This window comes from Viridibacillus sp. KH_047, assembly GCF_057838945.1.
In genome coordinates, this window is the sequence record NZ_CM174479.1 from 137,368 (window position 1) to 150,091 (window position 12,724).

The window sequence follows — 12,724 nt, forward strand, 5'->3', positions numbered from 1 at the left end:
CAAAAAAGGATTCGATTAAGTTGTTTTTAAACACGGGATCGTAAGATATTTTTGACCAAACTTTATTACAAACCAACAAATTGTAGATTTGAAATAAAGATGAGATGTTTGTAAAAAGTTACGATGGAATACCCCTTTAGATTATATTTGTCTAAAGGGGTGTTTTTTTGCCGTTTTCTTTAAAACTCTTGGCGTAATTTTTTCAACTTCATTAGCTTCATCATAATAAAGCTCGTTCTTGAACTAATATAAATAGATTTACAGCAACTGATGTAATCCCCTGTTTACAAAACTTAATACGTTTAGTATCGAAACTATGACCTCAAACACTTCATTAATTCAAAGGTTGGAAAGAAAAGATGCCATTGATTAATAATGTCACGTCAAAGCGAATTCTAGTCCGTACATAAAAACACGCATTTTTTTGTTCAAAATGTGTGGGTTTCTTCTATTACAAAACGCTGACTATTTAAAAGGTAAATTCTCCTGTGTAATGTCTTATTAGATTACATTTTGATTCTTTTCGATAGTGGTTGACAAAATAAGATAAATTATCAATAATTAAAGAAAATACAATAATGAGAATCATTATCAATTTATAGTTAAGAGGGGAATGTTTCTAGTGAAAAAGAATATAGGTTTAACTAAATTTTTCAGTTTTATGATGGTTCTTATTGCAGTAGTGGCACTAGCTGGCTGTAATTCTAAAACAAATGAAAATGAAAAATCAGATAAGGGAACAAGCAACTTTTCTAATGTTTCGATTGATACAAAATTCGGTGAAGTGAAGATAGATAAAGATCCTAAACGTATTGTTGCACTTGGCTGGGGCGATGCTGAAACCGCTTTAGCACTTGGCGTAGAGCCTGTTGGTGCTAGTGATTGGCTTGCTTTTGGTGGTGAAGGCGTAGGACCTTGGTTAAAAGGAGCGTACAAAACTGCCCCTACTATTCTTGGAACTATGGAACTTGATTATGAAAAAATTGCATCACTTGAGCCAGATTTAATACTTGATGTGAGATCTTCTGGTGATCAAAAACGTTACAAACGTCTTAGTGAAATCGCTACAACTGTAGGTGTTCCTGAAGGCGGAGATGGTTACTTGACAACGTATCAACAACAAGTTCAAATCATAGCAAAAGCACTTGGTAAAATGGAGCAAGGCGATAAATTATTAAAAGACATCGATGGTGCGTTTGAAAATGCGAGAAAAGCATATCCTCAATTTGCTGGAAAAGATGTCGCAGTTGGTGCATATACATCTGAAGGCTGGGGAGCATATGTAACTGGCGATGCGCGTGCTGATTTTATGACTAACTTAGGCTTTACAAATAAAAAAGAAATTGAAAAACAAGCAAAAGGTGCATTCTATATACCAGTAGCAGATGAAAACTTAGAGCTTTTAGATGCTGATTTAACAGTTGTGATCCCAATTTGGGTAGATAAAAAAGAGATAACTGGCAATAAGCTATATCAAAAATTACCTTCAGTTGCAGACGGTAGAGCTGTCATTATTGATGGTGATTATGCAAATGCCTTCTCAACAGGTACTGCACCAGCCATGCTATGGGCAATTAAACAATTGCCACCTATGTTTGACAAAGCTTTAGAAAGTGGTGAGTAAAACCGTGATAGCAAGTATGCAACCTAAAAAAGTGGTTGAAAAGAAAATTAAATCAATTGCTACTATACGGTTGCAACGGATTATAGGATTAGTTTTTGCTATATTCCTTTTGATGGTGGCTGTTTTCTTAAGTCTTATGATCGGAGCGAAGCCGCTTTCCTTTGGAGAGGTTTGGGAAGCGTTGTTTTCTTCCACTAACAGTTATAACTATGCGATTATTCATGAATCCCGTATCCCGAGGACAATCATCGCTCTTGCTGTAGGACCAGCATTTGGTCTGGCGGGAGCTGTGATACAAGCTTTGACACGGAATCCACTGGCTGATCCTGGCATTCTTGGAGTGAATGCAGGAGCAGCCTTTGCTGTTGCATTGGCAGTTGGCATTTTTTCGATTTCATCTATTTCAAATTTTATATGGTTTGCGCTTGCGGGAGCGTTAGTCACTAGTGTGGCTATCTACTTCATCGGGGGTGGCGCAGGCAAAAAATCGCCAACGCCCGAACAAATTACGCTAGCAGGTGTAGCGATGGCCGCGGCCTTGAACGGTATAACGACGGCATTATCTTTAGTCAATAGCAGAGCATTCGCTGGGATGTTGAGCTGGAGAGTCGGTTCGATAGCGAGAAAAGGTCTTGAAGATTTATGGCCGATTATTCCGTTTCTCGTTGTCGGTATCGTATTAGCTTTAGCTATTGCCCCAGCATTAAATACGATTGCTTTTGGTGATGATCGAGCTGCTTCTCTTGGTGTGAACGTCAACATGATTCGAATTGTAGGTCTTCTTTCCATCACACTATTAGCTGGGGGAGCAACGGCAATCGCAGGGCCAATCGTTTTTCTTGGTTTAATGGTTCCCCATTGTGTACGATGGTTTATTGGTCCTGACCAACCGTGGATTTTTATTTATTCCTTGATTGTTGCTCCGCTGATATTACTTCTTTCTGATATTATTGGTAGGACTGTTATGTCTCCAGCAGAGGTTCCTGTTGGTATTATCACAGGATTTGTCGGTGCACCTATTCTTCTGATTCTTATGAGAAGAAGAAAGGCGAGTGGTTTATGATGCTGGGACAAGAACATTGATATCACGTTTTAAGGGGAAAGGAGTGAATCCCATGCGTCGTATTGATTTTGGTAGGAAATATGTACAATTAAAAGGACCAGTGAAACTACGGTTAGATGTAAGAAGTATGTGTATTACTGCGGTTTTTCTCGCAGCTATAATAGCTATTTCTTTATTTTCTCTAATGGTTGGAACATATAAAGTAAGTGTAATGGAAGTTTTTTCTGCGCTTTTTGGTGATTTGAAAGGTTTTAAACAAACCGTTGTAATCGACTGGAGACTACCACGAGTAGTAGCCGCTATTGTTTTTGGTGCGGGTCTTGCAGTTAGTGGTGCCATCTTTCAATCGATTACCCGAAATCCTTTAGGATCACCTGATATTTTAGGGATTACTTCAGGTTCGTATACAGGAGCCTTAGTGGTAATGCTCGTATTTAAGTCAATGTCCTTTGCCTCAATTGCCATCGGTGCGCTGATTGGTGGATTTGCAACGGCACTAATGATTTATTTATTTGCATTTCGTAAAGGAACACAGGGTTTTCGATTAATTATTGCGGGTATTGCGATTTCAACTATTTTAGGAAGTACAAATTCCATGTTGCTTCTTCAAAGTGAAGCGGAAGTGGCATTAACAGCAGGTGCATGGGGAGTCGGTTCTTTAAATGGACTGGATTGGACGCATGTATTACCGGTAATTGTGTTAGTATTGGTACTGCTTGTATTTGCGATGTTCTTGAATCGACCACTCCGTGAAATGGAGTTAGGAAGAGATGCAGCTCGGTCTCACGGTGTCCATTTTGAAAGAACTCAACTGTTATTAATAGTGGTTGCTGTAGCTTTAACAGCATCAGCGACAGCGATTATGGGGCCGATTACCTTTGTCGCATTAGCTGCACCACAAATTGCTTTGCGCTTCACAAAAACAGCAGAAAGTTTAATTCCAACAGCAACTATGGGTGCCTTTATTTTATTAAGTGCCGATGTTGTGGCACAAAGAATTATTCCAGAAACAGTTCTTCCTGTAGGAGTACTCACTTTATCTCTTGGGGGACTGTATTTAACGTGGTTATTATTCCGCCAAGCACGTTCTGCCGCGTAAGACCATAAATTTTTCATTATATAAATTATAGAAAGGAGGAGTCATCGATTATGACCTTAGAAAAAACAGAAATTCAACATCAAGAAAATACAGGTAGACCGTCACGTTTAGGTGCAGAAAATATTACTACTAAATATGATCATCGAGTGATTTCCGAAAATCTTTCGATTGAGATTCCTGATAAATCTTTTACGGTCATTATCGGACCTAATGCATGTGGGAAATCGACCCTGTTGCGTACTCTTTCTAATCTTGTTAAACCCGCAGAAGGTCATGTGCTATTAGACGGGAAAAAAATTAGTACTTACAAAACAAAAGCAGTAGCCAAAAAGCTAGGTCTTCTACCGCAAACATCCACTGCTCCAGATGGAATTACTGTTGCCAACTTGGTGGCGCATGGACGTTATCCATATCAAAATCTTATCCAGCAATGGACGGAAGCAGACGAACAGGCAGTTATGACTGCCATGGAAATGACTAATACGACGGAGCTTGCGAATCGTTTTGTAGACGAGCTTTCAGGTGGTCAACGTCAACGCGTCTGGGTCGCAATGGTGCTTGCTCAACAAACGCCATTACTTCTTTTAGATGAACCGACTACTTATTTAGATATTGCACATCAAATTGAGTTACTTGAATTATTTACATACCTTCATGAACAAGGAAATACGCTAGTTGCAGTTCTCCATGATTTGAATCATGCTGCACGTTATGCCACACATTTAATTGCTATGAAGGCAGGTAAAGTGATTGCTCAAGGCGCTCCATCGGATATCGTCACCGAAGAACTTATCGAAGAAGTTTTCGGTCTAAAGTGTAAGGTCATACCAGACCCAATCACACATACACCACTAATCATTCCACTTGGTAGAAATCGTTATAAATGAATTCAACTTTAATCACACCAACTCACCCCTTTTGATAAAATAATCTAAAGGGGCGTTTTTTGGTTTGAAATAGGCTTAAACATGGAGTATAACAAGTGTGAAGAATGGATTTAAAACATATATCTACAATCTAATGCCTGAGTATATAGCGAAAGAAGAAATTCATCATGATTATATTGAACTTTCAGAGTTCAAAGTATTTCTTGAAAGGGAAAACATTGAGAAACCTTCAAAAGTAGGGGTACTGACATTCAACGGTGTATATGAAAGCAGAAAAAATGAAATCAAATAAAAAACTTGGTCCATTAGCCATGGGTCGAGTTTTTTTAGTTTAAATTTATTTAAGACTGTTTTCACGAGGATTTTTGTTCTTCAATTCTTTTTAATCTTTTTCTTTTCCCCCCTTTTTGTTTCTTTATGTAGGAGGATTGAAGATCAAGGTATCCTTGACGTAATTGCATGATGGTTGTCAACAAGTAAAAGAGGAGATTCGGGTGTTTCGAGAAGTGTGTAATGCTTTGTTATATAGAGGAGATCGAGGGAGTACTTAATCTCTTGAGTATCTTCAGAATTAAACTTATTAACTATGTAAGAACTGTTAATAAGTTCTCTTTTACACTGGACAAATATGATTTTTCATTTTAAAATAAATGTGCATTTTTCTTTTGAAGAAATATGCTATTATTTAATACAATTAATGGAGGTCATATAAATGACACAACAAGGTACAGTAAAATGGTTTAACGCAGAAAAAGGTTTCGGTTTCATCGAAGTAGAAGGCGGAAACGACGTATTCGCTCACTTCTCAGCTATCCAAGGTGACGGTTTCAAATCACTTGACGAAGGTCAAAAAGTTGAATTCTCAGTAGAAGATGGCCAACGCGGACCACAAGCTACAAACATCGTAAAACTTTAATTTTAATGATGTAACTAAAAAAGAGGTGTCCTTTCATTAGGATGCCTCTTTTTTATGAAAATTTTAGGCTATTTTCTAAAAGATTGTTGATATTCAATTAACGAAGTAGCTTGATTGAAGAAAATTTACTAAGGGGGAATTTTATGATGGGAAATTGGTGGTATTGGTTGTTAAGTACGATGTTTTTCGGATACATCATTATAACTCGTTCCCTATTTCCTCTTATAAATTGGAGGGAGAGTATCCAGGTACATTAAATGAATCTATATTAAGCATTTGATGGGGCCGTATTTTAATTCTATTAATGTTACTATTTCTTAAACGGAAAAGCGAAAAGGTCGTTAAAGTTATTGATTTGATAGGCATTATATTTAAACTAACGGGGTGCTTTATTGAATTTCATAAGGGCCAGGTGAAATGATTTTAACTTCATAAGTTTTTGTATCCATTAGATGTTATTTTTGTTATATTTAGGTATATATGACTGTTGATTCATGAGTAGAGTAACTGCGCACCTAGGATTTTTGCATGTTGATTGATTATTGAAATATATAATTCTTCGATACTACTAAATATAATGATTGAATGAAATAGTTAAAGTCTTAGTACTAATTATTATATTCGTATTTAATACATATATTAAAATAAATTGTTTTTTCATAGTAATTTATTGGGGGGGAGCCTATGTGGAAGATATTAAAGACCAATTTTATCTTAGAAAAATCTAATAAAAAAAATATTTTCGCTTGTATTATCGTGGCAGTATTTGTTTTTGGCTTAGTTTTATTTGTGAAAACTGAGGATTTAGGAAACTCAGTTATAGAAAAATCCGGTGAATATCAATCGCTTTCTTCAGCGTTGAGTAAATTTCAAAATGTAGACGCTACCGATAATGGGGATGGTAGCGACTTATATAAGAATTTAGTACTTCAACAACAATATGTATCTAAGCAACGTATGGCCATAAAAATGGATCGACCAGAATTGTATTTGGATACAGCGATAGACCTTGCAAATTTAAGAGCTAAGTCATTTGATATGGAGGGATATGAGAATGTTGTAAGTTATTTGCCTACTAAAGTAGAAACTCAATTGGATAGTGTATTTTATCAATATATGAAAAAAACAGAAATTCCGATATCTATTAATTCATTATCTTTCTTTCAATTTCTCACTTATCTATTTGGAGTGCTAGGTTCAGTATGGTTTATTTTCATGTGTATTTATTCATGTGGAATTATGATAGAAGAATTCCAGCATACAACTCTGATTAAGGGTTACCCTATAGCTTTTGATAAATACGTTGTAGCTAAATGTGTGTCATCAATGCTCATAGTAGGTGTATTTCTTCTAGAGTTATTTATTTGTAGCCTGCCATTGGTTTATTTTAAGGGGTTGGGGAATCCTTCCTATCCTGTTGCTATCTTTAATGGTATTTTTGAAGCTTATCCAATATATAAATACCTAGGTTTATCTATAATTTATATGATTTGTATTTCCATTTTTACAATTCTACTATCAGTAATTTTAAATGTTTTATTGAAGAATATGTATTTGACGCTATTTTTAGAATTGCTATTGTTTGTTTTCCCTCTGTTATTTCCAAACATGATGAATCTTATTCCGTTTAATCCGTTTAACTATTTGAATTTTTCTAATGTATTGAATGGACAGTCGCTAGATCTTGAAAACCCAGTCGAATTAAATAGCGCACATGGACTTCTTTATATCGGGATGAGTATTGTCATAATGATAGTCGCTGTAAAGTTATTCTTGACTACAGGGAAACTAAAAAGGATATAAGGGGGTGAGATAATGTGGGCGTATTTTAAACTTGAATTTTTTCAATTTTTAAGTAATAAGAAGAATATTGCAATTTATGTCATTCTACTTTTCCTTTCGTGTGATTATGCACTAAAAATAGCTCCAACATATAACCCTGTTGAAACAGTAGATGTAAGTGAAATTGAGGCACGGTATTTAACGAGGGAAGAATTTCTAAATCATGTTGTGATTGATGAATGGATGCACTATTTAACGAGTTATGGTGTTGAAATATACCCAGAATGGAATGAATATGATAAAGAAAGATTAGACGCTATAAAACAGCACAATCTGAAAGAGTATGCTGAGGCTACATCTAAGTGGTATGCGTACTCCGATAAGATGATTTTCCCCAATGTAATGGGTGTCCTATACTACAATCCTGGGTACTATACGTATGGAAATAATTATGCAACGATGGATGGACACTATGCGTATTTATATTCTGCCAAGCGTTACGAAGGATATACAGAAGGAAAATCGGATTTATCTGTAAATGTTTTCGAAGAAAGGACAGCGTTACAAACATTGCAACGTCTTCTAAACTCTTTCCTGCCGTTAATCCTTATTGTTAGCTGTATACTCCTCACAGTGGATATCGTGCTGAAGGATCGACGGAATCCAACACTGTTACAAGGTTTACCACTTTCGGATTGGAAGAGGTTGATTGTCAAAGGAGTAGTGTCCTTATTAGGTAGCATCATAGCAATTATCCCACTCTCTATAGGCTTATTGATAATTGGTGCTCGAAATGGGTTTGGTGATTTTGATTTACCTGTTCCGATTTATTCTTCAAGTGGAGACTCATTTTCAAATATTATGATGGGGGAATATCTATTTCAAAACATGCTATTCATTGTTTTTTGGTTTCTGTTCATCATTTCATTGTTACTACTTGTAAGTGTGACGTTAAAAAATGAGTTTGCAAATTTATTGGTAGGTTTCATGTTTGTAATTGCTGAATTTATCTACTTTGATAGAGGGGGTGGTGCTGGTTGGAATGTTCAGTGGTATCCAACAAGTTATGTTCAGGTAGGACAGATAATTTCAGGGTATCGGAACTTTCTCTATGGTTCTGAAGCACTCACTCTTGGAAGAGGACTCTCGGTAATAGGATTGTGTACGTGTATTTTTCTGTTCTTCACTTTCTTGATCATTAATAAAAGAAAGTTTAAGCTACTTTAGTTAAATAGAGATGGAGAGAAGATATGATTGAATTAAAAAATATTGATGTTAAGTTTTCAGGTAGAGACATTTTAAAAGATATTTCTGTGAAGTTCAATTCAGCAGAAATTATTGGTTTGGTAGCTCCCAATGGTACGGGAAAATCAACGCTTATGAATGTAATCATGAATTATCTTAATCCAAATAACGGTCAAGTCATTTTAAATGATGAGCTAGAATATTCAAATAAAAAGAATGAAGTAAAAATCCATCAACTAGTATCCATGATGCCTGATCAAAGTGACTTATATAATCATATTTCCGGAAAAGAGCATTTAAAAATTTATTCCTCAATGTGGAATAGTGATCCAAAATTGATTGACAGTACAATAAAAGAACTGGGAATGGCGTCATATATAAATAAGAATACAGGAACGTATTCTTTGGGGATGCGCCAAAGACTTTGTTTTGCGATGCAAATTGTATCAGATACCCAAGTCATGCTTATGGACGAAGTGATGAATGGATTGGACCCTACTCATGTCGAACTTATTTCGCAAATACTAGTTAAAAAGAAGTCCGAAGGGAAAACGGTTATTGTAGCTTCCCATTTACTAGAGAATTTAGAGAAATATGCGGATCGTATTTTCTTTATGAAAAATGGAGAGTTAATACTTGTTAATGCCATATCTCCAGGGTTTGAAGAAAGAGAAATCACAACCGTTCGAATATCAGAAATGACCGATAGGATAAAGGAAGAGATTTCAAAAGAGTTTCCAGAGACAAAAGTACGATCATTACCAAATGGCGCTACTTTATTAGATGTACGCGGATATGATTCGGGGGAATTGGGGAATATTGTAGAATTTCTTAAAGAAAATCAAATAACAGAGTTTAGTTTTGGGAAAGTTACATTAAATGATTTGTATTCAATGTATTATCAAGAAGGCTGAGGTTATATGGAATTTAAACTTTTATAAAAAGTTTAACAGTTTTACCCCTTTGGATAGAATTATCTAAAGGGGTATTCTTATATTTAAGAGAAAAAGAACATTTTCCTTTATTCACTTAGCTTCGTTAACTGTTAAAGCAGGTCTCGTTAGTGAAAATATCGCACACAGTAAAGCTATAATTACAATTGCTCCTCCAACCGGTGCTGTACTTGTAACGGTACCGGTTTGTTCCAGTACAATACCACCGATTGCAGATCCTAAAGAAATCCCTATTTGCAAAGCAGAATTGTTAAAGCTTTGTTGGATATCAGAAGTATTAGGATCAGTTTGAATAAGATAATTTTGTTGAGGTGGAGCAAGACTCCAACTTAGTGCTCCCCATATCATCATGACCACTAGGAATAGGAAAAGCGAAATAGTCGAGAAAGGGAGTAAAAATAATACTAAGGCGAAGGATCCAATAACTAGTAAAATACTTTTAGGTGCCCCTAGCCAATCTCCAAGTGCTCCCCCAAATGCTCCACCACATACTGCTGAAATACCAAACAGTAAATAACATATGCTGATCCAATATTGGTCAAGATTTAAAGTGGATTCTAAGAAAGGGGTGAAATAAGCATAGATTGTGTAATGTCCTGCTAAAGTGAACATTGTTGCAAGATGTGCACTAGCAATTTTAAAACTTCCAAGTGCCTTTAATTGCACAGATAGCGGCTTAACATTCCCTTCTGTAGGTATCGGTTCCAAAAATGTGTGAATGAGAATCATAGATCCGATTGATAAGAAACCAATCCCAAGAAATATTACACGCCATCCAAAAGCATTACTAATCAAAATACCAAGAGGTACTCCTAAAACAAGTGAAGAACTTATCCCCATATAAATAACGCCTATAGCTTTAGCTCTATGAGCAGGCGAAACAATCTTCGCTGTAATAGTTAGCGAAAGTACAATTATTAGTGCAGTACTCATTGCAGTTATAATCCTTGAAACCATTATTAAAGAGAAGTTAGGACTAAAATATGTCATCAAATTTCCAATGAAAAATATAAATAGTGCAATAAGATACAAACGTTTCCTTTCAATCCTTGCAGTTAGTGTAAGAAGTATCGGCCCAGAAATAGCGAAAACAAGTGCAAATACGCTAATAAGCTGTCCTGCAGTACCAAGGGTCACATTTAAATCATCAGCGATAATTGGTAGTATTCCACCTACAATTAATTCAACGAGTCCTACTGCGACAGTAGAAGCTGCGAGTATAAAAACTTTAAAATTCATTACAAAATTCTCCTTTTCCTACTAGATTGATAAAATAGAATACTTAGGCTATTGACGGTGAAAAGTACAAACGAATTACTTTTCAACTTTATTCATCAATCTCAAATTGTCATTATAATAACCTGCGAATTGGTCATCACTTAATATTGGAAAACAAAAAAACTCCTGACTACAAAAAATGAAAAGACATTTTCTGTAATCAGGAGTTTACGGTTCCTGGTAGAGACCCTCAAGCCGTATTATTGAGGTTATACATATAATTTCAATTAATTTCTAAGAAAATTTATCTGTTTTTCAGATTATCACAGCACTGGTTATTACTCAAGCACAAATTTTACAAGGCTTATTTTAAACTTCTGTAGTAACGGGAAGCCTATAAAAATAATGATTAGGTATATATTATTGATTGCCTGGATTTATATGGTTACAAACAAAGTATAAAACCACTGCTCAATAAAAATTAAGCAGTGGTTTTATTGTATCTGTATATTATCTAAGAGTGGTTACTTAATATTAGGTAATAACTTATTCAACACTATTGCTACGATTGCTGCTGTTGCAACAGGTGAGCCGAATAAATATTGTACTGTAGTAGGTAAAGAATATAAGAAATCATCAGGAAGAAGCGTTAACGCTAATGTTAAAATTATTGGTACAGCGATCACGTACATTTCTTTTTCACCAATTCGCTCATTCTTCATTACTTGTAAACCGCTAATCGCGATGATGCCACAAACGATAACGAATACACCACCAATTACGGCTGATGGAATGGCAGAGATTAAAGTAGCTAATTTACCTGAAAATCCGAACAATACAAACCAAGCTCCGGCAGCCACAAAGACACGACGGCTTGCAATACCTGTGATAGAAATTACACCTGCATTCGTTGAGTATCCAGTTACAGGAGTTGAGCCTAATAATGAAGCGATGAAACAGCCAATTCCTTCCCCGATAACTCCACGATTAATTTGTTTATCTGTTAATGGTTTGTCGATAACATTACTTACAGCAAACCAAGTACCTGTTGTTTCAGCCATTAAAACAATATAAATAATAACCATTGTAATAATTGCAGAAATATTAAAAGTGAAACCGAAATCTGCAAAAGGGATTTGAGGCATACTAAACCATTTTGCTTGTGAAACTGCTGATAAATCTAATACCCCCATAAATTTAGCAGCAACACTACCTGCGATTAACGCAATAATTACAGAAGTGATACGGAAAACGCGACCTTTCTTATGGAAGAAGGAACCTAGCATAACACAAATAATTAGTACTACAGCGGATGTAAGAGCTAAATAGATGTTTTGGTTGATTGTAGCGCCTGCACCGTTATAGATATTATTACTTAAACCAACTGGCATTAACGAAAGACCAACGACGAAGATAATTGTACCCCCGACAATTGGTGGAATGAAAGCTTTCACAATCTTATTGAAAACCCCAGTAAAGCCTAAAATGATTACTAAAATAGCACCGATTAAACTTGCTCCTAACACTGAACTCCAACCTAGTTCACCACCACCACTAGCGGCATAAATACCAACAATTGCACCAAGTGGAACATAAGATGGACCTTGGGCAATAGGTAGTTTCATGCAGAAATAAGTTTGGACAATCGTTGCGATCCCTGCTGCTATAAAAGTCGATTGAATCAAGGCAGTTGACTGCCCCGATTGTAAACCGATTAACATGGCAATCAGGAAGGGTACTACATAGACATCCATAGCCATTACATGTTGTAAACCTAGTAGGGCTGATTGACCGAATGATACTTTTTCATCGGGTAAAACGGTTAAATGCGGGGTATTTAATTTATCTTTAGCTATCTTATTATTTTGCGTTTCCACTAAGATGCACACCTCAAAATTTTAAGTTTGTCTAATGCTTTCATTCCACAAATGATATTT

The 12,724-nt window shown here is 35.8% G+C and carries 11 protein-coding genes and 1 riboswitch; of the genes, 9 read left to right on the forward strand and 2 right to left on the reverse strand.

The features are described 5' to 3' along the window. Window positions 1-613: 613 nt before the first annotated feature. The 9 genes from AC3IS5_RS00755 to AC3IS5_RS00795 all read left to right on the forward strand — a co-directional run bounded on the left by AC3IS5_RS00755 (window position 614) and on the right by AC3IS5_RS00795 (window position 9,530). Window positions 614-1,624 (forward strand): iron-siderophore ABC transporter substrate-binding protein, encoded by a 1,011-nt coding sequence (locus AC3IS5_RS00755; RefSeq protein ID WP_489426144.1) that lies wholly within the window; start codon window positions 614-616, stop codon window positions 1,622-1,624. 4 nt (window positions 1,625-1,628) lie between these two features. Next, window positions 1,629-2,687 (forward strand): FecCD family ABC transporter permease, encoded by a 1,059-nt coding sequence (locus AC3IS5_RS00760; RefSeq protein ID WP_489426145.1) that lies wholly within the window; start codon window positions 1,629-1,631, stop codon window positions 2,685-2,687. Between the two features lie 52 nt (window positions 2,688-2,739). Then, window positions 2,740-3,786 (forward strand): FecCD family ABC transporter permease, encoded by a 1,047-nt coding sequence (locus AC3IS5_RS00765; RefSeq protein WP_489426146.1) that lies wholly within the window; start codon window positions 2,740-2,742, stop codon window positions 3,784-3,786. Between the two features lie 50 nt (window positions 3,787-3,836). Continuing rightward, complete coding sequence (locus AC3IS5_RS00770; RefSeq protein ID WP_489426147.1) at window positions 3,837-4,673, forward strand: ABC transporter ATP-binding protein; 837 nt, start codon at window positions 3,837-3,839, stop codon at window positions 4,671-4,673. Window positions 4,674-4,770: 97 nt separating this feature from the next. Beyond that, window positions 4,771-4,965, forward strand: coding sequence for a hypothetical protein (locus AC3IS5_RS00775; protein WP_489426148.1), 195 nt, complete (start codon window positions 4,771-4,773; stop codon window positions 4,963-4,965). Between the two features lie 420 nt (window positions 4,966-5,385). Further along, window positions 5,386-5,589, forward strand: coding sequence for a cold-shock protein (locus AC3IS5_RS00780; RefSeq protein ID WP_053582012.1), 204 nt, complete (start codon window positions 5,386-5,388; stop codon window positions 5,587-5,589). Window positions 5,590-6,273: 684 nt separating this feature from the next. After that, entirely contained in the window at window positions 6,274-7,392 is a 1,119-nt protein-coding gene (locus tag AC3IS5_RS00785) for an ABC transporter (RefSeq protein ID WP_489426149.1), read from the forward strand. 12 nt (window positions 7,393-7,404) lie between these two features. Then, the gene (locus AC3IS5_RS00790; RefSeq protein ID WP_489426150.1) at window positions 7,405-8,598 is read left to right on the forward strand and encodes an ABC transporter permease; all 1,194 of its coding nucleotides are present in this window, start codon (window positions 7,405-7,407) and stop codon (window positions 8,596-8,598) included. A 23-nt stretch (window positions 8,599-8,621) separates the two neighbouring features. Next, window positions 8,622-9,530, forward strand: a complete 909-nt coding sequence (locus AC3IS5_RS00795) for an ATP-binding cassette domain-containing protein (protein ID WP_489426151.1) — start codon at window positions 8,622-8,624, stop codon at window positions 9,528-9,530. Between the two features lie 111 nt (window positions 9,531-9,641). Here the strand turns inward: AC3IS5_RS00795 and AC3IS5_RS00800 are convergent, their stop codons facing one another. Beyond that, window positions 9,642-10,808, reverse strand: a complete 1,167-nt coding sequence (locus AC3IS5_RS00800; protein ID WP_489426152.1) for an MFS transporter — start codon at window positions 10,806-10,808, stop codon at window positions 9,642-9,644. A gap of 176 nt (window positions 10,809-10,984) precedes the next feature. Then, a riboswitch (purine riboswitch) is annotated at window positions 10,985-11,084 on the reverse strand. 227 nt (window positions 11,085-11,311) lie between these two features. After that, the gene (locus AC3IS5_RS00805; protein ID WP_489426153.1) at window positions 11,312-12,664 is read right to left on the reverse strand and encodes a uracil-xanthine permease family protein; all 1,353 of its coding nucleotides are present in this window, start codon (window positions 12,662-12,664) and stop codon (window positions 11,312-11,314) included. Window positions 12,665-12,724 lie beyond the last annotated feature (60 nt).

Coding starts and splice junctions, on each gene's coding strand:
- AC3IS5_RS00755 (WP_489426144.1), top strand. CDS start 614: ATGTTTCTAGTGAAAAAGAATATAGGTTTAACTAAATTTTTCAGTTTT.
- AC3IS5_RS00765 (WP_489426146.1), top strand. CDS start 2,740: ATGCGTCGTATTGATTTTGGTAGGAAATATGTACAATTAAAAGGACCA.
- AC3IS5_RS00770 (WP_489426147.1), top strand. CDS start 3,837: ATGACCTTAGAAAAAACAGAAATTCAACATCAAGAAAATACAGGTAGA.
- AC3IS5_RS00780 (WP_053582012.1), top strand. CDS start 5,386: ATGACACAACAAGGTACAGTAAAATGGTTTAACGCAGAAAAAGGTTTC.
- AC3IS5_RS00785 (WP_489426149.1), top strand. CDS start 6,274: ATGTGGAAGATATTAAAGACCAATTTTATCTTAGAAAAATCTAATAAA.
- AC3IS5_RS00790 (WP_489426150.1), top strand. CDS start 7,405: ATGTGGGCGTATTTTAAACTTGAATTTTTTCAATTTTTAAGTAATAAG.
- AC3IS5_RS00795 (WP_489426151.1), top strand. CDS start 8,622: ATGATTGAATTAAAAAATATTGATGTTAAGTTTTCAGGTAGAGACATT.
- AC3IS5_RS00800 (WP_489426152.1), bottom strand. CDS start 10,808: ATGAATTTTAAAGTTTTTATACTCGCAGCTTCTACTGTCGCAGTAGGA.